This window comes from Leisingera aquaemixtae, from assembly GCF_006740765.1.
GTDB lineage: Bacteria > Pseudomonadota > Alphaproteobacteria > Rhodobacterales > Rhodobacteraceae > Leisingera > Leisingera aquaemixtae.
The window spans coordinates 2964673-2989435 of record NZ_CP041159.1; the positions used below are offsets into that span (position 1 = coordinate 2964673).

General features: G+C 64.3%; 27 protein-coding genes. 9 read left to right on the plus strand and 18 right to left on the minus strand.

The genetic code is table 11. From position 1 onward, the window contains the following. Nucleotides 1-315 precede the first annotated feature (315 nt). Both R2C4_RS16190 and R2C4_RS16195 read left to right on the plus strand, forming a co-directional pair. Nucleotides 316-1074: an electron transfer flavoprotein subunit beta/FixA family protein gene (locus R2C4_RS16190; RefSeq protein ID WP_141891423.1), complete on the plus strand. Its 759-nt coding sequence runs from the start codon at nucleotides 316-318 to the stop codon at nucleotides 1072-1074. Continuing rightward, entirely contained in the window at nucleotides 1074-2003 is a 930-nt protein-coding gene (locus R2C4_RS16195; protein ID WP_058286522.1) for an electron transfer flavoprotein subunit alpha/FixB family protein, read from the plus strand. Before R2C4_RS16190 ends, R2C4_RS16195 begins: the two co-directional genes overlap by 1 nt. Before the next feature lie 72 nt (nucleotides 2004-2075). On the opposite strand, the gene R2C4_RS16200 is transcribed toward R2C4_RS16195, so the two are convergent. Next, a complete protein-coding gene (locus tag R2C4_RS16200) occupies nucleotides 2076-2900 on the minus strand; it encodes a DUF6473 family protein (protein WP_141891424.1) in 825 nt (274 codons plus the stop codon). A gap of 153 nt (nucleotides 2901-3053) precedes the next feature. Here R2C4_RS16200 and R2C4_RS16205 point away from each other — a divergent pair, with 153 nt between their 5' ends. Beyond that, on the plus strand, nucleotides 3054-3929 hold the full coding sequence (locus R2C4_RS16205; protein ID WP_141891425.1) for a 3-hydroxybutyryl-CoA dehydrogenase: 876 nt from the start codon (nucleotides 3054-3056) through the stop codon (nucleotides 3927-3929). A gap of 93 nt (nucleotides 3930-4022) precedes the next feature. Here the strand turns inward: R2C4_RS16205 and R2C4_RS16210 are convergent, their stop codons facing one another. Genes R2C4_RS16210 through R2C4_RS16240 form a run of 7 tightly spaced genes read right to left on the minus strand, consistent with a single transcriptional unit; the run spans nucleotide 4023 to nucleotide 9414 of the window. After that, nucleotides 4023-4916, minus strand: coding sequence for a lysophospholipid acyltransferase family protein (locus R2C4_RS16210; protein ID WP_141891426.1), 894 nt, complete (start codon nucleotides 4914-4916; stop codon nucleotides 4023-4025). Nucleotides 4917-4948: 32 nt separating this feature from the next. Then, nucleotides 4949-5218, minus strand: coding sequence for an HPr family phosphocarrier protein (locus tag R2C4_RS16215; protein WP_027235562.1), 270 nt, complete (start codon nucleotides 5216-5218; stop codon nucleotides 4949-4951). After that, nucleotides 5219-5626, minus strand: coding sequence for a PTS sugar transporter subunit IIA (locus R2C4_RS16220; protein ID WP_058286518.1), 408 nt, complete (start codon nucleotides 5624-5626; stop codon nucleotides 5219-5221). Next, nucleotides 5623-6513 carry an RNase adapter RapZ gene (gene rapZ, locus R2C4_RS16225; RefSeq protein WP_141891427.1) on the minus strand — a complete coding sequence of 297 codons (891 nt, stop codon included), beginning with the start codon at nucleotides 6511-6513 and terminating at the stop codon, nucleotides 5623-5625. Before rapZ ends, R2C4_RS16220 begins: the two co-directional genes overlap by 4 nt. Next, the gene (locus tag R2C4_RS16230; protein WP_141891428.1) at nucleotides 6506-6943 is read right to left on the minus strand and encodes an HPr kinase/phosphorylase; all 438 of its coding nucleotides are present in this window, start codon (nucleotides 6941-6943) and stop codon (nucleotides 6506-6508) included. The genes rapZ and R2C4_RS16230 overlap by 8 nt, the downstream gene beginning before the upstream one ends. 3 nt (nucleotides 6944-6946) lie before the next feature. Continuing rightward, entirely contained in the window at nucleotides 6947-8659 is a 1713-nt protein-coding gene (locus R2C4_RS16235) for a sensor histidine kinase (RefSeq protein ID WP_141891429.1), read from the minus strand. A gap of 50 nt (nucleotides 8660-8709) precedes the next feature. Beyond that, on the minus strand, nucleotides 8710-9414 hold the full coding sequence (locus tag R2C4_RS16240; RefSeq protein WP_008555485.1) for a response regulator transcription factor: 705 nt from the start codon (nucleotides 9412-9414) through the stop codon (nucleotides 8710-8712). A 344-nt stretch (nucleotides 9415-9758) separates the two neighbouring features. On the opposite strand from R2C4_RS16240, the gene R2C4_RS16245 reads away from it, so the two are divergent. Next, nucleotides 9759-11357: a phosphoenolpyruvate carboxykinase gene (locus tag R2C4_RS16245; protein ID WP_141891430.1), complete on the plus strand. Its 1599-nt coding sequence runs from the start codon at nucleotides 9759-9761 to the stop codon at nucleotides 11355-11357. A gap of 172 nt (nucleotides 11358-11529) precedes the next feature. Continuing rightward, on the plus strand, nucleotides 11530-12207 hold the full coding sequence (locus R2C4_RS21480; protein WP_141891431.1) for a methyl-accepting chemotaxis protein: 678 nt from the start codon (nucleotides 11530-11532) through the stop codon (nucleotides 12205-12207). On the opposite strand, the gene dgt is transcribed toward R2C4_RS21480, so the two are convergent. The 3 genes from dgt to R2C4_RS16265 all read right to left on the minus strand — a co-directional run bounded on the left by dgt (nucleotide 12204) and on the right by R2C4_RS16265 (nucleotide 15311). Beyond that, the gene (gene dgt, locus R2C4_RS16255) at nucleotides 12204-13559 is read right to left on the minus strand and encodes a dGTP triphosphohydrolase (RefSeq protein ID WP_208764496.1); all 1356 of its coding nucleotides are present in this window, start codon (nucleotides 13557-13559) and stop codon (nucleotides 12204-12206) included. The genes R2C4_RS21480 and dgt overlap by 4 nt on opposite strands. A 64-nt stretch (nucleotides 13560-13623) precedes the next feature. Beyond that, entirely contained in the window at nucleotides 13624-14520 is an 897-nt protein-coding gene (locus tag R2C4_RS16260) for a cation diffusion facilitator family transporter (RefSeq protein WP_141891432.1), read from the minus strand. A 23-nt stretch (nucleotides 14521-14543) separates the two neighbouring features. Continuing rightward, nucleotides 14544-15311, minus strand: a complete 768-nt coding sequence (locus R2C4_RS16265; RefSeq protein ID WP_141891433.1) for a sulfite exporter TauE/SafE family protein — start codon at nucleotides 15309-15311, stop codon at nucleotides 14544-14546. A 145-nt stretch (nucleotides 15312-15456) separates the two neighbouring features. On the opposite strand from R2C4_RS16265, the gene R2C4_RS16270 reads away from it, so the two are divergent. The 3 genes from R2C4_RS16270 to R2C4_RS16280 all read left to right on the plus strand — a co-directional run bounded on the left by R2C4_RS16270 (nucleotide 15457) and on the right by R2C4_RS16280 (nucleotide 18655). Continuing rightward, on the plus strand, nucleotides 15457-17142 hold the full coding sequence (locus R2C4_RS16270; RefSeq protein WP_141891434.1) for an acyl-CoA dehydrogenase family protein: 1686 nt from the start codon (nucleotides 15457-15459) through the stop codon (nucleotides 17140-17142). Nucleotides 17143-17320: 178 nt separating this feature from the next. Then, on the plus strand, nucleotides 17321-17935 hold the full coding sequence (locus R2C4_RS16275) for an SGNH/GDSL hydrolase family protein (RefSeq protein ID WP_333869431.1): 615 nt from the start codon (nucleotides 17321-17323) through the stop codon (nucleotides 17933-17935). 327 nt (nucleotides 17936-18262) lie between these two features. Further along, the gene (locus tag R2C4_RS16280; protein WP_141891435.1) at nucleotides 18263-18655 is read left to right on the plus strand and encodes an META domain-containing protein; all 393 of its coding nucleotides are present in this window, start codon (nucleotides 18263-18265) and stop codon (nucleotides 18653-18655) included. On the opposite strand, the gene recO is transcribed toward R2C4_RS16280, so the two are convergent. From recO to era, 3 genes are all read right to left on the minus strand, one after another. After that, entirely contained in the window at nucleotides 18639-19364 is a 726-nt protein-coding gene (gene recO / locus R2C4_RS16285) for a DNA repair protein RecO (protein ID WP_141891436.1), read from the minus strand. The genes R2C4_RS16280 and recO overlap by 17 nt on opposite strands. A gap of 69 nt (nucleotides 19365-19433) precedes the next feature. Next, on the minus strand, nucleotides 19434-19763 hold the full coding sequence (locus R2C4_RS16290; RefSeq protein WP_008557039.1) for a DUF1491 family protein: 330 nt from the start codon (nucleotides 19761-19763) through the stop codon (nucleotides 19434-19436). 88 nt (nucleotides 19764-19851) lie between these two features. Beyond that, nucleotides 19852-20757: a GTPase Era gene (gene era / locus R2C4_RS16295; RefSeq protein ID WP_058286506.1), complete on the minus strand. Its 906-nt coding sequence runs from the start codon at nucleotides 20755-20757 to the stop codon at nucleotides 19852-19854. A gap of 201 nt (nucleotides 20758-20958) precedes the next feature. On the opposite strand from era, the gene R2C4_RS16300 reads away from it, so the two are divergent. Beyond that, on the plus strand, nucleotides 20959-22341 hold the full coding sequence (locus tag R2C4_RS16300; protein ID WP_141891437.1) for a multicopper oxidase family protein: 1383 nt from the start codon (nucleotides 20959-20961) through the stop codon (nucleotides 22339-22341). Nucleotides 22342-22343: 2 nt separating this feature from the next. Here the strand turns inward: R2C4_RS16300 and rnc are convergent, their stop codons facing one another. Genes rnc through R2C4_RS16320 form a run of 4 tightly spaced genes read right to left on the minus strand, consistent with a single transcriptional unit; the run spans nucleotide 22344 to nucleotide 24760 of the window. After that, on the minus strand, nucleotides 22344-23021 hold the full coding sequence (gene rnc, locus R2C4_RS16305) for a ribonuclease III (protein ID WP_141891438.1): 678 nt from the start codon (nucleotides 23019-23021) through the stop codon (nucleotides 22344-22346). After that, nucleotides 23018-23854, minus strand: a complete 837-nt coding sequence (gene lepB / locus R2C4_RS16310) for a signal peptidase I (protein WP_058286503.1) — start codon at nucleotides 23852-23854, stop codon at nucleotides 23018-23020. The genes rnc and lepB overlap by 4 nt, the downstream gene beginning before the upstream one ends. A 58-nt stretch (nucleotides 23855-23912) precedes the next feature. Beyond that, nucleotides 23913-24344, minus strand: a complete 432-nt coding sequence (gene acpS, locus R2C4_RS16315; protein WP_141891439.1) for a holo-ACP synthase — start codon at nucleotides 24342-24344, stop codon at nucleotides 23913-23915. Beyond that, a complete protein-coding gene (locus R2C4_RS16320) occupies nucleotides 24341-24760 on the minus strand; it encodes an ABZJ_00895 family protein (protein ID WP_141891440.1) in 420 nt (139 codons plus the stop codon). The genes acpS and R2C4_RS16320 overlap by 4 nt, the downstream gene beginning before the upstream one ends. Between the last annotated feature and the right edge of the window lie 3 nt (nucleotides 24761-24763).

The following is a 24763-nucleotide window of genomic DNA, read 5'->3' on the forward strand; positions in this document are numbered from 1 at the left end:
CCCTGATTCGCCCTTTGGCGCCGGATTCTGGCGAATCCGGCGCCAAACGCGTCATGTGCGGCAGCGCCGCCCTGCCGCTGCGGCAGCGGCGTCCTGCCGTCGCGGCAGCAACGTTCTGCCGTTGCGGCAGGCGGATTTCCCAGCGGAAACATTCTTGCAAAAATGATGTTCCAAATGAGCATACGCGACGTCGGCGTGCGCTAACGTGACGATTTTGCCCTGTTGCAGGCGCACACCAGCCGGTATCAACGCTGCGAGAGCATAGAGGGGGAGTCGCCCTGGGCGGCTTGCCGTTTGTTAAGGAGAGAACGCAAAATGAAGGTACTTGTGCCTGTCAAACGCGTGATTGACTACAACGTGAAAGTCCGCGTCAAAGCGGACGGCAGCGGTGTCGATCTCGCCAACGTTAAAATGTCGATGAACCCCTTCGACGAAATCGCCGTTGAAGAAGCCATCCGCCTGAAGGAAGCCGGCAAGGCTGACGAGGTCGTTGCGGTTTCGATCGGCGTGAAGCAGGCCCAGGAAACCCTGCGCACCGCGCTGGCGATGGGCGCAGACCGCGCCATCCTGGTGGTTGCTGCCGACGACGTGCACACCGACATCGAGCCGCTGGCCGTTGCCAAAATCCTGGCCAAAGTGGTCGAGGAAGAGCAGCCCGGCATCGTGCTCTGCGGCAAGCAGGCGATCGACAACGACATGAACGCCACCGGCCAGATGCTGTCGGCGCTGCTGGGCTGGTCCCAGGGCACCTTCGCCTCCGAGCTGGACATCGAGGGCGAAACCGCCAAGGTTACCCGCGAGGTCGACGGCGGCCTGCAGACCATTTCCGTGAAGATGCCCGCCATCATCACCGTGGACCTGCGCCTGAACGAGCCGCGCTATGCGTCGCTGCCGAACATCATGAAGGCGAAGAAAAAGCCGCTGGACGAGAAAACCGCCGCCGATTACGGCGTCGACGTCACGCCGCGCCTGGAAATCGTCGAAACCAAAGAGCCGCCGGCACGCGCCGCAGGCATCATCGTCGGCTCCGTCGACGAGCTGGTTGAGAAACTCAAAGAAGCGGGGGCTGTGTAATGGCTGTTCTTCTCCTTGCTGAAGTGACCGACGGCGCGCTGTCGATGGACGCAACCGCCAAAGCCGTGGCTGCAGCTTCCAAGCTGGGTGACGTGACCGTTCTGGCCGCTGGCGCCTCAGCTGCTGCGGCTGGCGAAGAAGCTGCCAAGATCGCAGGCGTGTCCAAGGTGCTGGTCGCCGAGGACGCATCGCTGGGCCACCGCCTGGCGGAGCCGACCGCCGCGCTGATCGCCGGCCTGGCGTCTGACTATGAGCACATCGTTGCTCCGGCCACCACCGACGCCAAGAACGTTCTGCCGCGCGTCGCCGCGCTCTTGGACGTGATGGTGATCTCGGACGTGTCCGGTGTTGTCGACGGCGACACCTTCGAGCGCCCGATCTATGCCGGCAACGCGATCCAGACCGTGAAATCGAAAGACGCCAAGAAAGTCGTCTCCTTCCGCACCGCGTCCTTCGACGCAGCTGGCGAAGGCGGCTCGGCATCGGTTGAGACCATCTCTGCGGCGGAAAACCCGGGCCTGTCCGAATGGATCGAAGACAAGGTTGCCGCAAGCGACCGCCCCGAGCTGACTTCGGCCGGCATCGTTGTCTCCGGCGGCCGCGGCGTTGGCTCCGAGGAAAACTTCAAACTGATCGAAAACCTGGCCGACAAGCTGGGCGCAGCCGTTGGCGCATCCCGCGCGGCGGTCGACTCGGGCTATGCCCCGAACGACTGGCAGGTGGGTCAGACCGGCAAGGTCGTCGCCCCGGACCTGTATGTCGCCGTCGGCATCTCCGGTGCGATCCAGCACCTGGCGGGCATGAAGGACTCCAAGGTCATCGTGGCGATCAACAAGGACGAAGAAGCACCGATCTTCCAGGTTGCGGACTTCGGCCTGGTTGCCGACCTGTTCGACGCCGTCCCGGCGCTGACCGAGAAGCTGGGCTAAGCCCCGCTAGACCGCTGAAGAAACAGAAAGGCCCGCCAAATGGCGGGCCTTTTTGCGTTCCGCACGCAGGTTCTATTTTCGCGGAAGCATCGGTTCCAGGCAGCCGGCCAGGGCATCAGCGATGCGCAAATGCTCTTTCGGCCCGATCATGTGGCGTGCTGCCGGCAGCTCCATCTGGCCGAACACCATGCCGGCAATATCGCGCGCGGCTGCCGCGGATTCGGCCCGGAATTCCAGGATCCCCTGCACCTTGGGGCGCAAAGCATCGGCCATCGCGCGGTCCACCAGAACCGGCTCATCCGGGAAACCGGCATCCGCCTCCAGATGATAGCGCAGCCACAGCAGCAGCACGCGGCCCTCCAGCGCCTCGATCAGCCTGCTCATCCGTTCGATCCAGCTGCGCTGCAGCTGTTCGCGCACCTGTTCGAACCGCTGGCCGGAGATGTCCCGCAACGTGCAGAGCAGATGCTTGTTAAAGTGGAATTCGGTAAAGTCCACCTCCGGATACAGCGCCTTAAGCGCGGGCTGCGCCTGCAAAAAGCGGTCATTGCGGCGCGGATGCACCCGGTAATAAGGGTTCGAGATGTTCTGCGCGCCCAGCATTTGCACCACCGAGACCTGCGCGCCCCTGGCGATGCCGGTCAGGGTCTCATCCTGCGCGAAACTGTCCAGCCCGGCATTCACGCTGCCGAGGTTGATGCAATCCACGCCCAGCCGGCTTTGCAGGGAGTCGACAAAGGGAAATTCAACGAATCGCCCGTAAACTTCGGTTCCGCCTAGAAAAGCAACGTAAGGCTCGGCCAAGGACCGTTGCGGCCCCCGCACCAGCAGCCGGGATTCCCCATATCTGCATGGTTCCCCCGAAAGCGCCCCCGCGCTTTTGAGTTCATAGCTCATTTCACCACCAATTTTTCACCCGAGACTCACTCTGAAGGCGAACCATTGCAATTTCCCTAAAGTGAGAATTTGCCTCAAATCCGCCCAAGCTGCTCTTGTGCCCGCCCTTCCCCGGCCAGTAAGGTTGCGGCAGATATTTCGGGAGCCTGAGGCATGGAAATTCAGAAGGTTGGTGTGATCGGCGCCGGGCAGATGGGCAATGGCATTGCCCACGTCATGGCGCTTGCCGGGTATGATGTTGTGCTGAATGACGTCAGCCAGCAGGCGCTGGACAGCGCGCTGAGCCTGATCCACAAAAACATGGAGCGCCAGGCCGGCAAGGGTAAGATCGCTGAAGCGGACATGAAAGCGGCGCTGGCCCGCATTCAGCCGTCGCTGAAGCTGGCCGATGTCGGCGCAACCGATCTGGTGATCGAAGCCGCCACCGAGCGTGAGACCGTGAAGCAGGCCATTTTCGAAGATCTGCAGCCGCATCTGAAGCCGCATACCATCCTGACGTCCAACACGTCTTCGATCTCGATCACCCGTCTGGCCAGCCGCACCGACCGCCCCGAGCGATTCATGGGGTTCCATTTCATGAACCCGGTGCCGGTGATGCAGCTGGTCGAACTGATCCGCGGCATTGCCACCGACGAGCCGACCTTCAGCGCCTGCCAGGAAGTGGTGGCGCGGCTGGGCAAGACCTCGGCCAGCGCAGAGGATTTTCCGGCCTTCATCGTCAACCGCATTCTGATGCCGATGATCAACGAGGCGGTCTATACGCTCTACGAGGGTGTCGGCTCCGTCAAATCGATTGACGAGTCGATGAAGCTGGGCGCCAACCATCCGATGGGGCCGCTGGAGCTGGCGGATTTCATCGGCCTGGATACCTGCCTGGCGATCATGAACGTGCTGCACGACGGGCTGGCGGACACCAAATACCGCCCCTGCCCGCTGCTGACCAAATACGTGGAGGCCGGCTGGCTGGGCCGCAAGACCCAGCGCGGCTTCTACGACTACCGCGGCGAAAATCCGGTGCCGACGCGCTGATCCCAAGCAGCGGGAGGGGGCGTGGCCCCCTCTTGACCTCGCGGCCAATTCACCCCCGGGATATTTCCAGGAAGAAGAAGAACTGGAGCCTGATCAGCCGTCTTTGCCGAGGCTGAGCGTATGCTCGCGCAGCCAGGCCATGAAGCCGCGCGGGTCGCTGTGCAGCTTTTCCATCTGCGCGTCCGTCAGCGGCCTGCCGACCACCGGCGCCTGCGGCTTGTTGCAGGAGCGCACGATTTCATGCAGCAAAAGGCCCTGGCGCAGGATCGGCGAGATCTGGCAGGCGATCTGATACCAGCGCGAATTATGTCCGGGGAAGTAGATCGGCACCACCCGGGCGCCGGAGCGGCGGATCAGCTGGGCGGTGAAGACGTTCCATTCGCGCTCAATCGCGGGGCCGAACCAGCTGTCCGACGACATCACCACGCCCGAGGGGAACAGCGCCACCGCGCCGCCCTCCTTGAGGAACGCCATGGTCTTGGCCCGCATATCGACCATCTTGCGCTGCGCTTCGGGGTCATGCGGGAAGGGCACCGGGATCATGAAGGAGGTCGCAGCCTCGTCCAGGCCGGTCAGCACCGAGCGGGTCAGGATGCGGTAGTCGAGGCGGCGGCGGCCAATGAGATCGGCAAAGATCATGCCATCGACCATGCCGTGCGGGTGGTTGGCGACGATCACCACTGGCCCCTCTGCCGGGATATTGTCGATCTGCTCCTGCGGCGTCTCCAGGTCGATGCCCATGGTGTTGAGCGCCCCGCGCCAGAACTTCTGGCCGCGGTATTCGGCGTTCTGCTTCTCGAACTTGCTGACCATGCGCAGGATCGTCAGCTTGCCGGTCAGCCATTCCATGGTCTTGATCGCCAGGGAGGTCCAGCGGTCATCAAAGGAGTTGGCATAGGTCAGCGTGCGGCGGTCATAGACCTCGCCCGTCTGCTCAGCGGTCTCCGATGCGATGCCGGTGTTCCTGTCGTGTGCGGTATCCGCCAATGTGCTCTTCCCGTTCCGCTGCCGGCGCGGGCTTAGTAGCCCTCGCCGAACTTGTCGGCCACCAGGGCCTCCAGCGCATGCGCCAGCGCATCAGCATCGGGCCCCGAAGTCTCGACGTCAATAGTCGTTCCTTTCGAGGCTGCCAACATCAAAAGGCCCATAATGCTGTCACCGGAGGCGGACAGCCCGTCCTTTATCACCTCAGCCGAGGCGTCAAACCCTTCGACCACCTCTACCAGCTTGGCCGAGGCGCGGGCGTGCAGCCCTTTTTCGTTGATGATTTTCAGCGTCTTCAGAGCCATTTAGTGTGCCTGCTCCCCGTCAGGGTTTACGTTTTGCGCGTTGATATACTTGCGCCCGGCCTCCATGGCCTGCCGGACCGCATCGGCCACCGGCAAGTGGCGGGATTTCGCCAGCTTGATCAGCATCGGAAGGTTGGCCCCGTAAAGAATGCGGCGGTCGGGCGGTGCGCAGGCCTTGAGGCTGAGGTTGGAGGGCGACCCGCCGAACAGGTCTGTCACAACCACAACCCCGCCGCCGGTGTCGACCTCATTGGCGGCGGCGCAAATCTCGTCCTGCTTGGCCGCCCGGTCGTCATCGGGGCCGATGGCGATGGCCACCAGGCTGGGCTGCGGACCCACAACGTGTTCCACCGCGGCGAGGTACTCCTTCGCCAGCCCGCCATGCGCAACGATCACAATCCCGATCAACCCGGCCTCTCACTTTTTTGCTGGCCTTGCAGCTCGCGGTGTCTAATTGACACTTGCTGGCCGTCTTCCGCAAGGGCCTTGGCCAGGGTTTCCGCCATCGTCACCGATCTGTGCTGGCCGCCGGTGCAGCCGAAGGCGATGGAAAGATGCGACTTCCCTTCGTGGCGGTAGGCGGGCAGCAGCAGCCGTGTCAGGTCCAGAACCCGGGTGAAGAACGGCTCATACAAGGGGTCCGCCTTGACGTAGTCCTGAACCGCACGGTCCTCGCCGCTCAGCCGCCGCAGCGCCGGCTCCCAGTAGGGGTTCGCCAGGAACCGGCAGTCGAATACCATATCGATGCCGTGCGGCATGCCGCGCTTGTAGGAGAAGCTTTGCACAGACAGCGCCAGTGCCCTGCCCTCCGGTGCGAACCAGCGCTCAATCTCCGCCTTCAGCTGGTGGACGTTCATCTCCGATGTGTCCAGCAGGATGTCGGCCCGGTCGCGGATCGGCCCCATCAGGTCGAGTTCGCGGCGCACGCCTTCGCCTGGAGATTCGGCAGGCGCCAGCGGGTGGCGGCGGCGGGTTTCCGAATAACGGCGCAGCAGCACATCCGGCTGTGCGTCGAGATAGAGCACGGTCAGCTCCAGCTCGCCGCGGCCGCCCAGCATGTCGATCACATCCAAGAGCGCGCGCGGCGAGAAGTCCCGGTTGCGGCTGTCCAGCCCCAGCGCCATCGGGCGCGGCGCAGCGGCGGCGTCGAACAGCCCGGGCAAGAGGCGCAGGGGCAGGTTGTCGATCGCCTCGAACCCGAGATCCTCCAGCACGTTGATCGCCGTGGTCCGGCCTGCGCCGGAGGGGCCGGTGACCAGAACCGCCGGCACCGCCTGTTTCACCTGCTCAGGCATCCGGGTCCAATGCTCCGCATCTGAGGTATTGCATCAGGGCCGGGGCGAAATGGGCGCCGTCCACCCGTCTGAGCCGGGCCACCTCCTGCTCCAGAAGCCGGGTTGTGCGGCGCACCGGCAGGCGTTCGGTTTCCGTTTCGTCGAGGTCCACCAGCGCCGCCACTGGCACCGGGCTGCGGATCTGCGCGTGCAGCAGCCCCATAAAGCGTGCCTCGATCAGCCCGCGGATCGGCTCCGGCGCGCTGGCGACCAGCAGACCGTCCAGAAGCTGGACCTGCACCCGGTCATCCGCCACCAGCTGGGCGCCAAAGGCCATCAGCTGCAGCGCCAGCGCGGACTTACCCTGGCCGGAGGTGCCGGTGATCAAAAGCCCCCGCCCCTCCAGTGCGACGCAGGAGGCATGCAGGATGAGGCTTTCAGGTTCAGGCATAGATTACACCGGCAGACCAACCACGAACCGCGCGCCCAGGGGTTCGGAGGTGACATCGGCCTCAGTCGGGCGGATGTTTTCGGCCCAGATCACGCCGCCATGCGCCTCGACAATCTGCTTGGAGATCGCCAGGCCAAGGCCGGAGTTATTGCCGAAATGCTCCATCGGGCGCTGCGAGTAGAAGCGTTTGAAGATCTTGGACAGCGCCTGGTCCGGGATGCCGGGGCCGGTGTCCTCGACCACCACCAGCACCCGGTTGGCGCGGCGCCGCGCCCAGACGCGGATGGCGTCGCCCTCCTCGCAGAAGGAGATGGCGTTGGTGATCAGGTTGACAAAGACCTGTGCCAGCCGGGCCTCCAGTCCTTGCAGCATAATCGGCTGGGCCGGAAGATCGGTGATATAGTCGATCCCCTTGGCGCGGGCGTCCTCGCCCAGATACTGGTTCAGATTGCCCAGCATGGCCAGCAGGTCGAACTCCTCTTCCTCCTCCTTGACCAGTTCAGCGTCGAGCCGCGAGGCATTGGAGATGTCGCTGACCAGCCGGTCCAGGCGGCGCACGTCATGTTCGATCACATCCATCAGCTTCTCGCGCTGATCGTCGCGCTTGACCATGCGCAGGGTGCCGACGGCCGATTGCAAACTGGCCAGAGGGTTCTTGATTTCATGCGCCACATCGGCAGCAAACTGTTCGTTGCTGTCGATGCGGGAATACAACGCCTTGACCATGCCGCGCAAAGCCCGGCTGAGGCGGCCGATCTCATCGGGGCGGGCGGAGAGGTCGGGAATGCGGATCCGGCCCGGGCTGGATTTGCGGCTGCCGCGCTCGCGGCCCAGTTCAGCGGCCTCGGCGAGGTCGGCCAGCGGGTTGGCAATGGTGGAGGCCAGCACCAGGCTGAGGCCGACCGAGACCAGCAGGGCAACAACGAACATCTGCAGCACCCGCTCCTGCTCGCCGCGCACCAGCGCGTCCACTTCGCCGGTGGGCGAAGTCAGGGCAATCACGCCGACGGCCGCCCCGTTGTGGAGGATCGGTGTCGCGGCAGAAATCACCCGGCTGCCAGTGGTGTCGACCACGGTTTCAACCCCGGTGCCGCCGTTCATCGCCTGGCCGACCAGGCCGCCCAGCCGCTGCTCCAGCGACGGGCCGGGACCCTCCGTGCCGCTAGCAGGTGCGCTGCTGCCGGCAATGCCCCACAGGGCAGACAGCATATCGCTGATCAGCGTCCTGCTGGTGCCGCTGTCATTCAGCACATTCAGGGCATCGCTGCGGTCGACCCCCTTGACGCTGGAAATCAGATTGCCGGTGGTGTCGAAGACAAAAGCCTCGACGCCGCCGCGCAGGCTGAGACGCGCCAGCGTGTCTTCGGCCTGGATGCCATCGCCGGCCGCAAAGCTGACCGATCCTGCAGCCGGCATTTCCGCCTCAAACACGTCGGCTGCGAGCATCGCCTCAGAGACCAGCGCGCCGGCACGCTGCTGCACCAGGCTTTGGCGCGAGGAATTCAGATAGAGGATGCCAGAAACCAGAATGATCAGCGCGATCAGGTTGAAGGTGATGATCTTGCGGGTGAGCGGCGAACCCTTGAGCGACAGCAGCCCGCGGCGCGCGCGTTTGACCCGCATTTCCCGCGTGACGGATTGCTCGGGGGTGACCCAATCCTCCCCCAAGACCACATCGCCGCCCTGCTGGCGTTGCACTATGCTGGTATCGCGCATACGCGCCCACTCCTCCGGCCGGGGGCTTGCGCCCCGCTTAAACGTGCCGCCTATTCTTCATTATAACGGTAACCGATTCCATAAAGAGTTTCGATTGCCGCAAATTCCGGATCCGCGCTGCGCATCTTCTTCCGCAGACGCTTGATATGGCTGTCGATGGTGCGGTCGTCCACATAAACCTGGTCATCATAGGCCACATCCATCAGCTGGTCGCGGCTTTTGACAAACCCCGGCCGCTGGGCCAGCGCCTGCAGCAACAGGAATTCGGTCACCGTCAGCGACACATCCTTGCCCTTCCAGCTGACCGCGTGGCGCAGCGGGTCCATCCGCAGATTGCCCCGCTCCATCACCTTCGTCTCGGGGCTGCTGGTGCCGGCGGCATCGCTGCTGATCGCCTCCTGACGGCGCAACAGCGCCCGGATCCGCTCCACCAAGAGCCGCTGCGAGAAGGGTTTCTTGACATAGTCGTCAGCACCCATCCGCAGTCCCAGAACCTCGTCGATCTCGTCGTCCTTGGAGGTCAGGAAGATCACCGGCATCTGGGTTTTCTGGCGCAGCCGCTGCAGCAGGTCCATGCCATCCATGCGCGGCATCTTGATGTCCAGCACCGCCATATCGGGCAGCTTCTTGTTGAACGCATCCAGCGCCGCCTGGCCGTCATTATAGGTTTCGACCTCAAAGCCCTCGGCCTCAAGCGTCATGGAAACCGATGTCAGGATGTTCCTGTCATCGTCAACCAAAGCAATCTTTGACATTGGAATTGCCCCTAATCTGCTCTGTTCACTGTTTTGTTTTAGCCAACTTCATCGCCGTTCTGATGCGCCGAATCAATCCCATTTGAGGAATCGCGGCGATCTTTGGACTCTATTGGGGCAAAAATACCTTAGCGTCTGCTGAACAAGCGGGCGCTTTTCGCCATTGCAAATAATGGTTGCGCTAAACATCGCCTTGGTGGCGCTAACTAGGGTAAGCCGGCCTGTTCACCGCCTAAAACGCCATGTTAAGACCGCGCCACCGGCAGCGACGCCGTTTTCTATTGCCCCAATGGCGCAGCCGCGCAGCCTGCGTGCCGCCCGCGCCGCCACAGGAGAAAAAACGCATGACATCTGGACGGGTTAACCCGCAATTCCGCCTCGAAGATCAGGGCATCGAGGGCCTGGGCAATGTCTATTACAACTTCATGGAGCCGGCGCTGATCGAAGCCGCGCTGAAGCGCGGCGAAGGCACGCTGGGCAATGGCGGCGCCTTCCTGGTCACCACCGGCAAATTCACCGGCCGCTCGCCCAAGGATAAACACGTCGTAAAAACCGACAGCGTGCGCGACACCATCTGGTGGGACAACAATGCGGCGATGAGCCCGGAAGGCTTTGATGCGCTTTATGCCGACATGCTGGAGCACATGAAGGGCAAGGACTACTTCGTCCAGGACCTGGTGGGCGGCGCTGACCCGGCACATGCGATCAACGTCCGCATGGTGACCGAGCTGGCCTGGCACAACCTGTTCATCCGCACCATGCTGCGCCGTCCGGACCGTGAAGACCTGGATGATTTCACCGCTGATTTCACCGTCATCAACTGCCCCAGCTTCAAGGCCGATCCCAAGCGGCACGACTGCCGCAGCGAGACGATCATCGCGATGAACTTCGACCGCAAGATGATCCTGATCGGCGGCACCGAATACGCAGGCGAGAACAAGAAATCCGTGTTCACCCTGCTGAACTACCTGCTGCCGGAAAAGGGCATCATGCCGATGCACTGCTCCGCCAACCACGCCAAGGGCAACCCGGTCGACACGGCGGTGTTCTTTGGCCTTAGCGGCACCGGCAAGACCACCCTGTCCGCCGACCCCGACCGCGTTCTGATCGGCGATGACGAGCATGGCTGGGCCGACAACGGCACCTTCAACTTCGAAGGCGGCTGCTATGCCAAGACCATCAACCTGAACCCCGAGGCAGAGCCGGAAATCTATGCCACCACCTCCAAGTTCGGCACCGTGATCGAGAACATGGTGTTCGATCCGGAGACCAAAGAGCTGGATTTCAACGACGACAGCCTGACCGCCAACATGCGCTGCGCCTACCCGCTGCATTACATCTCCAATGCATCGTCCAGCGCCCGCGGCGGCCACCCGAAGAACATCATCATGCTGACCTGCGATGCCTTCGGCGTGCTGCCTCCGATCGCGCGGCTGACCCCGGCGCAGGCGATGTACCACTTCCTGTCCGGCTTCACCTCCAAGGTGGCGGGTACCGAGCGCGGCGTGACCGAGCCGGAGCCGACCTTCTCCACCTGCTTTGGCGCGCCCTTCATGCCGCGCCGCCCGGAGGTTTACGGCAACCTCTTGCGCGAGAAGATTGCCCAGCACGGCGCGACCTGCTGGCTGGTGAACACCGGCTGGACCGGCGGCGCCTATGGCACCGGCAGCCGGATGCCGATCAAGGCCACCCGCGCGCTGCTGACCGCGGCGCTGGACGGCTCGTTGGCGGATGCGAAATTCCGCAAGGACGCCAACTTCGGCTTTGACGTGCCGGTCAATGTGCCGGGCGTGCCGGAACTGCTACTGGATCCGCGCCGCACCTGGGACGACAAGTCGGCTTATGACGCGCAGGCGGCCAAGCTGGTGCAGATGTTCTCCGACAACTTCGAACAGTATCTGCCGTTCATCGACGACGACGTGAAGGCCGCGGCCATCGGCTGAGGCCGACCGCATTCCCCTGAGGAAAGAAAACCCCGGCCCTGCGCCGGGGTTTTTCATTTAAGGAAATTAATTTTACCCTAAACACTTCTTTAACCCTTCCGGCGCAAATCTTCCGCAAGCGCAGCTTTGCGCCTGATTTACCGATATTTGCGCCGCATCCGGGGAGGGCGAAGTGGATAAAGAGGCTTTGACGGTTTTCAACAGCATATTCAGCACCGGAAGCGCTTTTGTGTACCGCTGCGCCAATGACGAGAACTTCACCATGAAATTCATGGCGGGACAGGTCGAAAAACTCTGCGGCTGCCCGAAATCGGACATTCTGGGAAACGCAAAGGTATCTTATGCCGGATTGACCCATGCAGAGGATATCGACCGCGTCTTTGCCGATGTGGATGCTGCCATCGAAAGGCGGGGGAACTGGGACGTTGCCTACCGGCTCAGCCGGCCCGATGGCTCCGAAACCTGGGTGCGCGAACGCGGCAACGCAGTGTTCAGCGACAGCGGTGAAATGATCTATCTGGAAGGGCTGGTTGTGGATGCCTCGGCCGAGGTCAGCCTGCGCAGGGAACTGCAGGAGACGCTGAACCGCACCGAGGCGGCCAACGCCGAGATCATCAATCTTGCCGAGAACATCCTGCGGTCGGTGCAGAAGCTGTCCATTCTGGCCATAAACGCCGGGATCGAGGCCGCGCGGGCAGGCAAGGCGGGTCTGGGTTTTGCCTATCTTGCCCGAGAGATCAAGGCGCTGGCGGATGAGAACAACCGCTGGGCCAACCGCATCACCGACACGATGGCCCAGCGCAAGCGCGACGAGGCGCGGGAGGCCGCCAGCGGCACCAAGGCCGGTTAGCGGGACACCGATCCCGCAACCATATCCCGCACCTTGAGCGCATAGCGGTCCGTCATGCCGGAGACGAAATCAGCCAGCGCGTGCATCGCCGTATAGGCGTCCTCCACCCCGCGCAGGTCCAGATCCACGGCACGGATCAGCTTGGCCCAATAGCCGTGCCTTGCCTCCAGTTCCTCGACATCCCAGCCGCACGCGGCCAGGTCGCCGTAAAGACCGTGGAAATGGTCCAGCACTGCGTGCAGCACCTGGCGCCCTGTGATCTCCAGTTCAGTCTTGCGGCGGGCAACAAAGATCCGCTGCTCTGACAGCTCTTTCAGCCGGGCAAAGGCCTGCGCCTTGGAGGACACTTCCATCAGCCCGTCGTTGAATTCGCCCATCATGATGGCGTCATAGTTTTCCAGAAAGGCGGTCACGGCGGCGTCGATCGACTGGCCGATGGCAAAGGCGCGCAGCAGCCCGATGCGGTCTCGCATCGGCAGGCCGCGGTCCTCGTTCGGTTTTCCGACGATCGCTTCCAGTGCCCCGGCCACCTCGGCACGGTCCAAATCGCCCATGCTGGCCGCGTCCTCGATATCCAGAATGCGGTAGCAGATGTCATCCGCCGCCTCGACCAGGAAGGCCAGCGGATGCCGCCGCCGCCAGCCGCCCGGTTCGGCCGGAAGGCCCAGAGCCTCGGCGGTCTCTTCAAACAGCGCTGCGTCCGACTGGAACACACCGAATTTCTTCAGGCCGACATAGGGCGCCTTGCCGGCCCCAACAGCCTCATCCCGCACCAGACGGGTGCAGGGGTATTTCATGAACGCCCCCAGCGTCGCATAGCTGAGCCGCAGCCCGCCCTGCTGCTGCGCGTATTCCAAGCGCCCGACGATGCGGAAACCCTGCGCGTTGCCCTCGAAATGCTCAAACTCGGCGCGCAGGTGCGGCGGCACCTCTGCTGCGATGCCGCGGCCGGACCGGAACTGCGCCGCGAACCAGTCGCCGATGCTGTCCTCGCCGGAGTGGCCAAACGGCGGGTTGCCGATGTCATGCACCAGGCAGGCGGCCTCGACGTGGCCTGCCAGACGCGCCACCTGATCCGCTGCCAGGCTGCCGCGCTCCGCCAGCGCAGCCCCTACCCCTGCGCCCAGCGAACGGCCCACGCTGGCGGTTTCCATGCTGTGGATCATCCGGTGGTGCACGTGGTCATGGTTATGCAGCGGGTGCACCTGGGTTTTCTGCGCCAGGCGGCGGAATGGCTCCGAAAACAGGATCCGGTCGTAGTCCTGCAGATAGGCCGGGCGGCCCGGTTTCTCGCCATACTCCGGCCGGCACAGCCGCCCCGGGTTCAGCAGCCTGTTCCACTCCATCGCCATGCGCCTGCTCCTTTTGCCTGTTTGACAGCGCTTAAACGGGAGGCCGGGCGGAATTGCAAACGCTTCAGCGCGGCTTGATCCCGGCCGGCTCCAGCTTGTGTTCGGGCTCCACGTGAATCACCGCCTGCGCATCCGGAAGCGCCGCTTTCAGGGCCGCCTCCACCCGGTCGCAAATGTCATGCCCGGCGCGCACGGACATGGCGCCGTCCACCACCATGTGAAACTCGACAAACAGGGCGCGGCCGGCGCGGCGGGTTTTCAGCCCGTGCACCTGCAGCGCCCCGGCCGCGGAGCGGTGGATGATCTCTTCGATTCGCGCGCGCTCCGCTTCGGGCGCCGCCATGTCCATCAGCCCGTTGACGGAGGACGCGATCACCCGCCACCCCTCCCGCAGGATGTTAACCGCCACCAGCAGCGCCAGCAGCGGGTCGAGAATGGCCCAGCCGCTGGCCAGTGCCAGCCCCAGCCCCGCCAGCACCCCGGCAGAGGTCCAGACATCGCTCATCAGGTGCCGCCCGCCTGCCGACAGCGCCGGAGAGCTCAGCCTTGCGCCTGCCCGCAGCAACACCTGCGCCCACAGGAGGTTCACCGCCATCGCCAGCGCATTGATCAGCAGGCCCGCGGGGCTCCAATCCGCCATCTCCGGCCGGGCCAGGGCGTTCACGGCCTCATGCACGATCACCAGCGCGGCGATCACGATCAGGATGCCTTCGATCACTGCCGAGAAGTATTCGGCCTTGTGGTGGCCATAGGGGTGGCCTGCGTCCGGAGGCCGCTGCGCATAGCGCACTGCGAACCAGGCCATTACCGCGCCGCCGATGTTCACCAGCGATTCCAGGGCATCGGACAACAGGGCCACCGAGCCGGTCATCATCCAGGCCGCGATTTTCAGCCCCATCACCGCCAGCGCAACAAAGATAGAGCCCGTTGCCAGCTGCTGCGCATTGAACCTTTGAGACATGATCCCTCCCGCCTGCGCCTTGCCTACATCAACAGCCCGCGGCGCAGCAGGTTCAGCCCCGCAACCAGCAAAACCACCAGCGTTGCCTGCCGGAACAGCGCCTGGTCGATCCGGTCATGCAACCGCCCGCCGATCCACATCCCCGCCACCGCCGGCACGATCAGCGCCAGCGAGAATGGTGCCGTTTCGGCCCGCATCACACCTGAGCCGGTATGCGCAACCAGAAGCGCCACCGCACCCAGGCCGTAGATCACCCCTTGCACCCGGATCTGTTCTGTCTTCTCGGTGCCCAGCGCCGTCAAGTAAGCCACCGTCGGCGGCCCCCAGACGCCCGAGACGCCGCCGATCAGCCCGGCAACGCCCCCCACTACAGCCTCGCTGCGGCGGCTGGGATTGGAGAGGGTGAGCACCTTTCCCATCAGCTGAATGCAGGCAAAGACCGTCACCGGCAGGCCAATCACCAGAAGCAGCGCCTGCTGCGGCAGAACCCGCACCATCTGCGCACTGAGCAGCAGGCAGACAAGACCAGTCAGCAGGAACACCCGGAACCGGCGGATCGAGGCCAGGGCGGCCGCCGGACCTTGCCGCAGCGCCTGCATCCCGTTTGTAACCAAGGTTGGCAAAATCAGCCCTGCAAGCGCCAAATCGGGCGCCAGAAACAGACTGAGGCCGGAGATAAAGATCATCGGCATGGCAAAACCGACCAGGCCTTTGACGGTGCCGGCCAGCAGCGCAGTGCCAAATGCAGCCGACAGCTCCGCCGGGGAAAGGAGAGAAAACAGTGCCGTCATGCCACCGCTCTATCACATCCGCAGCGTGCTGCACCGGCAAAATCAACACGCAATATTTGATCCAAATGACACGCTAGTTAGTATTTTTGTTGCGCTGCACCTGCAAAATGATTTACCACCGGGCGACCGAAGAAGGATCTGATTCATGGCCCACGACGGACAGGACTTGCATATGAAACCGACTCTCATTCCCGACCTGCTGGCGCTGACCGCCGCATCGCTGGAACCGCTAAACCAGCTGTTTGAGGCCGCGCGCGCCTCGGTCAAGGACATGGTGAGCGAGGAGGGCCGGGTGTCCGGCCGCCTGATCGAGGAAAACCAGGTGGCGGCACACGGGCTTTCTTGGCTTGCCACTTACGTCTACTGCCTGCGGCAGATGCAGAAATGGGCGGAAAGCCTGCAGGCCGACGGCAAATTCGGCGAGATGGAGCAGCTGATCCACCAGATCGGCTTTGGCGAGTACCTGCTGCAGGTCAGCGGCGGCATCCAGATGAACCAGGGCGAAATCATCCGCCTGCAGGATCTGGGCCTGGGCGCGGACGCGCTGAACACGCTGCAGGTGCCCGCGGTGGAGACGCTTTGCGCGCATGGCAACAGCCAGGCCGCGCGGACCCGGCTGGTGGAGCTGATGGAGGCGCAGGCCGGTTCCACCATGTTCGGCAACTCCGGCCTGGAGGAAGAGCTGGAGATGATCCGCGACCAGTTCCGCCGCTATGCGGTGGAGAAGGTCGAGCCGAATGCCCATGACTGGCACCTGAAGGATGAGCTGATCCCGATGGAGGTGATCGAGGATTTGGCGGAGATGGGCGTCTTTGGCCTGACCATTCCGGAGGAATACGGCGGCTTCGGCCTCTCGAAGGCCTCGATGGTGGTGGTCTCCGAGGAGCTGTCGCGCGGCTATATCGGCGTGGGCAGCTTGGGCACGCGCTCGGAGATCGCGGCGGAGCTGATCCTCTGCGGCGGCACCGAGGAGCAGAAGGCGAACTGGCTGCCCAAGCTTGCCAGCGCCGAAATCCTGCCCACCGCCGTCTTCACCGAGCCCAACACCGGCTCCGACCTCGGCTCCCTGCGCACCCGCGCGGTCAAGGATGAAAACGGCGACTACAGGATCACCGGCAACAAGACCTGGATCACCCACGCCGCCCGCACCCATGTGATGACCCTGCTGGCGCGCACCGACCCGAACACCACAGATCACCGCGGGCTGTCGATGTTCCTGGCGGAGAAGACCCCGGGCACAGATGAGCACCCGTTCCCGACCGAAGGCATGACCGGCGGCGAGATCGAGGTGCTGGGCTACCGCGGCATGAAGGAATACGAGCTGGGCTTCGACAATTTCCACGTGAAGCAGGAAAACCTGCTGGGCGGCGAGGAGAACAAGGGCTTCAAGCAGCTGATGGAGACCTTTGAATCGGCCCGCATCCAGACCGCGGCCCGCGCCATCGGCGTGGCGCAATCGGCGCTGGACATCGCCATGCAGTATGCGCAGGAGCGCAAGCAGTTCGGCAAGGCGCTGATCCATTTCCCGCGCGTCTCCGGCAAGCTGGCGATGATGGCGGTGGAGATCATGATCGCCCGCCAGCTGACCTATTTCTCGGCCTGGGAAAAGGACCACGGCCACCGCTGCGACCTGGAGGCCGGCATGGCCAAGCTGCTGGGCGCACGGGTTGCCTGGGCGGCCGCGGACAATGGCTTGCAGATCCACGGCGGCAACGGCTTTGCGATGGAATACAAGATCTCCCGCGTGCTGTGCGATGCCCGCATCCTCAACATCTTTGAGGGTGCTGCCGAAATCCAGGCGCAGGTCATCGCCCGCCGCCTGCTGGGCTGACCGCCGCCAGTGACCACCGCAGGGGAGCATTCCCCTCCTCGCCCGGCGTTCGCGCCGGGCTTTTTTGTGCGTCCGGAGCCCGCCCGGTATGCGTCCGGCCTGAAACCGCTGCGCAGAAATAGCCTGTTTTCTGTATAGGGTGTTCGCTCCCGGGCAAAATCTGTTTAGCTAAGGAGCCATGACATTCCTGCGCTGCCTGCTTCTGCCATTTCTGCTTTTGCTGCCCGCCTGCGGTGAGACCGTGCCCGAGGGCCAGTCCGCACGTATTCTGGCCATGGGGGATTCGCTTCTGGCCTGGCACAGCCTGGCAGGCAGATCCATTCCGGACAGGGTGGCGCAGGAGCTGCAGGAACCGGTGGTGGACAGGTCTGTTTCTGCCGCGCGGATCCTCTACAAGCTGCCGATTTCCGGTGCTGCGGGCATGAACATCGGCAAGCAGTACACGCCCGGAAAATGGGACTGGGTGATCGTGAACGGCGGCGGCAATGACCTGTGGCTGGGCTGCGGCTGTTTTGCCTGCAACCGCAAGATGGACAAGCTGATCTCTTCAGACGGACAGAGCGGGGCGATCCCGGGCATGCTGGCCGAGCTGCGCGCGACCGGGGCCAAGGTGGTCTACGTCGGCTATCTGCGCAGCCCCGGGGTGGGGTCGCTGATCGAGCATTGCCGGGACGAGGGCAACGCGCTGGAAGCCCGCATCACCCGTCTGGCGGCACAGGATGAAGGTATCTTCTTTGTGTCGAACAAGGACATGGTGGCCCACGGCGACCGCTCCTACCACGCGCGGACATGATCCACCCCTCGATCAAGGCCAGCCGCGAGATCGGCCGCAAGGGCGCCGAGATCATCCGCACAAACTGAAGGGGTCTGCTCCCGCCCCCTTGCGGCGCATTCCTGGAATGCGCCTGAGGCGTTGGGCCGGGCGCCGTGCTGCGCACGGCGCGGCAGTGCTTCGCCGGAATGACACGGCAGGCGCCGCGCACTGCGCGGCGCCGGGCCCAACGGGCGCAAGGCATTTCCAATGCCGCGGCGGCGGGCGGGAGCACCTGCTGCAGGCTTTGCTTGTGCGGGGCGCTGCCGCGTCCCAAATTGAATTGAGACGCTATTGCTGGAGGTCTTGATGCTGCGCGCTGCCCTGATCGGTTCCCTGCTGCTTGCAAACGCCTGCGCTAGGGATGAGAGCCTGTCGGCCTATGGCGCCGCAGGCAAGATGTGGCAGCTCCAGAGCATCGATGGTGCAGCCTTTCCAGCCTCCGCGCACCTGACGTTTCCGGAACCGGGCAGGATCGCCGGCCGCGGTCCTTGCAACAGTCTCCAAGGCAGCCAGAATGCCCCCTATCCGTGGTTTGAAACCGGGCCGCTGGCGGTGACGCGCGCTGCCTGCCCGGAACTGGAGGCTGAGGCCGCGTTCCTCCATGCCCTGCAGGAGATGACGCTGGCGGAGGTGTCGGGCGATGTGCTGATCCTCAGCAACGAGGCGGGCCGCGAGATGCTGTTCAAAGACGGCGGCTGAGCTGGTCCATGAGCCGCCCGCGCGCCTCGGGCAGAGGATGGTTGCCAAGCGACGGCGCCAGGTGCGCCTCCAGGAAGTAGCCAGTGGTACGCAGGGCTTGAACGATTTCGGTATCGTCAGCGTTGCCCTGGCCCAGCATCACCGGCGGCAGCGGCAGCAGCCGGTCCGCCCAGTCGCCTGCGCCTTCACGTGAAACAGCCCGGCCGGTTTTCGGCGACACGTAAGCCAGACCGAAGCGGCTGCCGGTCACGGCGCAGGCCGACAGGTCCAAGCCAAAGCCCATCTCCTCCAGCAGCGCCAGCTCCCAGCGCAAATAGGCCAGCGGCCAGAGGTCTTCGTTCCCGAGAAGGTCGAGCAGCTGTTCGCTGCGGGAATAGAGGTCCGGATGCGGTTCCCGCTCCGGCAGGCAAAAGGACAAGAGCGCCGTCACGGTGTTGAGCCCGGCCAGCGCCAGCCGCCCGGAGAGCGCAGCGGCAGCCCGGCTGCGCAGGGGTTCGGCATGGTAGCTGCCCAGGTGATCCTCCAGCCGCGCCCGCCAAGTCACATCCAGCTGTGCGCCGGGCTGCAGGATAGGGGCCATCCGGCGGCCGGCGCCGCCGCGCACAACGCCCGCATGGCGGCCGTGGCCTTCGGTAAAGACGTCGATGATGGCGGAGCTTTCGCCGTGACGGCGCACCGAAAGCAATATGCCGTGATCACGCCACTCCAACGCCCTGCCTCCCTGTCCTGCGGCCTGCCCTACCTGAGCGCATTGCCGGATGGGCTGCAAGCGGCAGGGTCATTCGAGGCCGGGTTCGTCCAGCAGGTGGCGGCCCTGCCGGTCCTCGACCTCGACCACCCAGAGATCGGGGTCGAACTCGCGCTGGCGGCGGATGGAGGCGTCGACCTCGGTCTCGGCGCCGGCGGACAGTTCATCCCATTTGCGGTTGCCGCTCATCAGGTCGTAGGTGCGGTGAAAGGCGCGGGCCTGGCCGTCGAGCGTGTTGAGCTTGACCAGCACCGCGCCTGCGGTGTCGTCGCCATGCGCGGTGATGAAGGCCGGGATGTCCTGAAACCGCAGCCGGGCCAGGTAGGCATCCACCCAGAAGCGGGCGGTGAGGCGGGTCATGCCGCGCCCTCGCCTGCGTCAGCGCCAAAGGCGAGTGCGGGAGCCTCCGGCGGGAGTACTTTTGGAAAGTTGAAAAGCACGGGCAGCGTCAATTGCCGTCCTTGAAGTCGAGGCCCATTTCAGAATAGCGCTCCGCCTCTTCCAGCCAGTTCGGGCGCACCTTCACCTGCAGGAACAGATGCACCTTGCGGCCCAGGAATTCCTCCAGCTCGGCGCGGGCAGCCTGGGAGACGGATTTGATCGTCTCGCCGCGCTTGCCCAGAACGATCCCCTTGTGGCCGTCGCGGACCACATAGATGATCTGGTCGACCCGGGCGGAGCCGTCCTTGCGCTCTTCCCATTTCTCGGTCTCGACGGTCAGCTGGTAGGGCAGTTCCTGGTGCAGGCGCAGGGTCAGCTTTTCGCGGGTCATTTCCGCCGCGATCATCCGCATCGGCAGGTCGGCGATCTGGTCTTCGGGGTAGAGCCAGGGGCTTTCCGGCAGCTTCCCCGCCAGCCATTTGCGCAGGTCATCGACGCCATGGCCGCGCTCTGCCGAGATCATGAAGGTTTCGGCGAATGCGTAGCGGCTGTTCAGGTTTTGGGCCAAGCCCAGAAGCTTTTCCGCGGGCACCTTGTCGATCTTGTTGATCGCCAGCGCCACGGTGCGGCCTTCGCCGATCTCCGCGAGGCCTTCGAGGATGGTTTCGACGCCTTCGGTGATGCCGCGGTGGGCCTCGACCATCAGCACGACAACGTCAGCGTCCGCAGCGCCGCCCCAGGCGGCGGCCACCATCGCCCGGTCCAGGCGGCGGCGCGGCTTGAACAGGCCGGGGGTATCGACGAACACCAGCTGCGCGTCGCCCTCCATCGCCACGCCGCGGATGCGGGCGCGGGTGGTCTGCACCTTATGGGTCACGATCGAGACCTTGGCCCCGACCATGCGGTTCAGAAGGGTCGACTTGCCCGCGTTGGGCTCTCCGATCAGGGCAACGAATCCGGCGCGTGTGGTCATCTGTACTGGTCCTGTTTGCAGAGCCGATCCCCTACAGGATTTTACCCACAGGGGCCAGAGGCGTTTTCACGGGGCTTGGGACAGCGTCGCACAGGCTTGCCCTATGTCAAAGACCTGTGGCAGATCCCGTGGGAGACCCGCAGCGCCAAGCCACACCGCGAGCCAGGCCTTTCTTAGAGTACACATAAAGGGGCTTGCCTGATGAATCGCCGTGACTTTCTGCTGGGAACAGCTGCAACTGCAGGGGCGCTTGGCTCGGGCGGTTGGAGCTTGGCGGCTGCCGGTGAGGCGCAGCGGCTTATCATCCAGCCTGCCAGTTTCGCTTTCCGTGAGACGCCGACCGAGGGTCTGGTGAGCCTGTCACCGGACGCGCCGCCGCCGGTGCTGTACGGGACGCAAGGCAAACCCATGCGGCTGCGGGTGCAGAATGGCACCGAAGATTACACCGCGATGCACTGGCACGGGCTGCGGATTGCCAATGCGATGGACGGGGTGCCCTATCTGACCCAGATGCCGATCGCGGGCGGCGAGTCGTTTGACTACGAATTCACCCCGCCGGATGCCGGCACCTACTGGTATCATCCGCACTGCATGACAATGGCGCAGATGGCGCACGGGCTGACCGGGGTTATGGTGATCCGGGAGGCGGAAGACCCCGGTTTCGACGGTGATCAGGCCATCAACCTGCGGGATTTCCGGCTGGATGATCAGGGCGCGTTCCTGCCCTATTACACGGCGCGCGGGGCGGCCCGCGGCGGGACGCACGGCAATGTGCTGACGGCGAACTGGCTGCAGGCGCCGGTCTATGATCACCCGGCGGGCGGGCTGGTGCGGCTCCGGGTGGTGAACACGGACACCACGCGGATCTACAAGCTGCATCTGAGCACGGATCAGGCGCGGATCATTGCCTGGGACGGGCATCCGGTGGATTTGGGCATCCCCCTGCCCTCAGCGCAGGAGCCCTTGCTGGCCGGTCCCGGTCAGCGGGTGGATTTCGCGGTGCGGATGCCTGCGGATGAGGGGCAGACAGTGGATCTTCTGGCGGAACTGCCGGGGCAGCCCGCCCGCACCATGGCGCGGATGCGGGCCATTGGCGCGGACCTGGCGCGGGATCTGCGGGAGTTGAAGCCTCTGCCGCCGAATCCGGTTTCCCGGCCGGATCTGGCAAACGCAGAAGTGCATGATTTCGTGTTCGGCTGGACACCGGAGGGCGGGGCGCCGAACGACGGTTATTGCGGCTCGATGGGTTACAGTTTCTGGTCGATCAACCGCACGCCCTGGGCCGGCGATGCCGCCAAGGGCACCGGGCCGCTGGCGGTGCTGGAGCGCGGCAAGAGCTATGTGCTGCGGCTCAGAAATGAATCGCCCAACCTGCATCCGATCCATCTGCACGGGCTGGCGTTTGTGCCGCTCCGCTCGAACCTGCGCAGGCTGCCGGCCCTGGTGACGGACACCCTGCTGCTGCTGAAGGACGAGGTGGCCGAGATTGCGCTGGTCGCCGACAATCCAGGCGACTGGGCCTTCCACTGCCATGTGATCGAGCATCAGAAGACCGGGCTTGCGGGCTATATCCGGGTGGTCTGAACCTAGCCGAGCTGTTCCAGCAGCGCCTTGGCGGCAGCTTGTTCGGCCTGCCGCTTGGAGCCTGCGGTGGCCTGTGCCTCGGTGCCGTCCTGCAGCCGCGCCGCGATGGTGAAAACCGGGGCGTGGTCCGGGCCGCTGCGGGACACCTCGACGTAGGTCGGCACCTTCTGCCCGCGCGCTTGCGCCCATTCCTGCAACGAGGTCTTGGCATCGCGCGCATCGGTCTCGACCTGGTGAATGCGTCCGCTCCACAGGCGCAGGATCATCTCCGCAGCCGCGTCAAAGCCTGCGTCCTTGTAAACGGCGGCAATCACCGCCTCCATCGCATCGCCCAGCAAGGCCTGTTTGCGGCGGCCGCCGGACATCATTTCAGAGCGGCCCAGCTTGAGCACCGCGCCAAGGTCGATCTCCTTGGCGACATCGGCGCAAGCTTCCTTGCGCACCAGCGCGTTGAAGCGCGGCGCCAGCTGGCCTTCGGTGGCGGTCTTGTCATGCTCCAGGAGCGCGGTCGCCATCACCAGCCCCAGAACCCGGTCGCCCAGGAACTCAAGCCGCTGGTTGTCCTTGCGGTTGGACGACGACACGGACGCGTGGGTCACGGCGCGCTGCAGCAGGTCGGGGCGGGCAAATTTATGCCCGATCCGTTCCTCGAACGCACGCAATTCCTTGGACAGTTTCACTCGATCCCCTTGAAGAAACGGTCGCTCCGCCAGGTCCAGAAATACAGCATGGACCGCCCGGCAGAGGAGAACATGATCCGGTCGGCACGGCCGATCAGGTTTTCAAAAGGCACAAAGCCAACCCCGCCAGCAGACTGCGGCAGGCGGCTGTCGGAGGAGTTGTCCCGGTTGTCGCCCATGAAGAAATAGTGCCCTTCCGGAACCTGATACACACCGGTGTGGTCCATGCCCTGGTTGGTGATGTTGAGCACGATATGCTCATTGCCGCCCGGCAGGGTTTCCAGCTTGCGCGACTTTTTGCAGATGGCTCCCTGGCCCACCGGCGCGTTTTCGCAGCGCGGGAAGGAGCCCTGCGGCCCCTGGCGTTCCATCACTTCCTCGAACTGGCCTGCGTCTTCCAGCTTGACCGGGGCGCCGTTGATGAACAGCACGCCGTTCTTCATCTGGATCTTGTCACCCGGCAGGCCGACCAGCCGCTTGATAAAGTCGTTGCCGTTGACCGGATGGCGGAACACCACCACATCGCCGCGCTCCGGCTGGCCGCCCATCAGGCGGGTGTTGTCGCCGTCCAGAAAGCCGCAGATGTCCTTGGCGTCGATGTTCAGCCCGACCGCGCCGATGCGCACGCTGGGGCAAGAGGCATAGGAATAACCGTAGGCCATCTTGTTCACGAACAGGAAATCCCCGATCAGCAGGGTTTCCTTCATTGATCCGGACGGAATCCAGAAAGGCTGGAAGAACAAGGTGCGGAAGACACCGGCGATCAGCAGCGCGTAGACGATGGTCTTGATCGTCTCAAGGATCGAACTGCCGGTCTTTGCTTTGGCCGTCATCAGGCTCTCCGGTTTGGAAACAGGGTCCGGGGCTACATGCGGGCCTGCGGGGGCCAAGTCAAGTTCCCGAAGGTGATTCCGCCGGGTCGCTGGCGGACGGGCGCGCCTCGATCACCACGAAGGCCTGCGCCCAGGGGTGGTCGTCGGTCAATGTCACGTGGATCACCGCCTCATGGCCGGGCGGGGTCATCTCGCGCAGGCGGTCGGCCGCCCAGCCGGTCACATGCATCACCGGCTGGCCGGTGCGCAGGTTGGAGACCGCCATATCCTTCCAGGCGATGCCCATGCGCAGACCGGTGCCCAGCGCCTTCGAGCAGGCCTCCTTGGCGGCCCAGCGCTTGGCATAGGTGCCCGCCACATCACGGCGGCGCTCGGCCTTTCTCTGCTCCGTCTCGGTGAAAACCCGGTTCCGGAACCGGTCGCCGAACCGGTCCAGCGTCCGCTGGATCCGCTCGATATTGGCAAGATCGGTTCCGACACCCAGGATCATTCTTCCAGCCGTTTCAAACCCAGCTTGATGCCATGGCCCAGAAACAGCCGGTTGACCATCAGGATGACCGCCAGCAGCAGCAAACAAACACCTGCCAGGAACAGGACCGGAATCGTTTGCCGTGCCTCGGCCACCACCGGATTATTCCAGTAAAGCGGCAGCTGCACAGCCGTTAGCACCGCCACAACCCCGGTCATTGCTGCCGCGTTGACCCAGGCCGCCCTGCCCGCCAGAGGTGCCCGGGTGGCCTGCGCAATGCGCATCCCTTCCAGCACGGCGGCAAACATCGGCGGCAGCACGGTTGCCAGCCCGGCCGGCATCCCGGCCCCAAACTGCGCCAGCAGCAGACCCAGCAGCAGCATCCCGGCAGAGGCCGCCATCCACAAGAGCCCGTAGCGGATCAGATTGACGTGCATCGC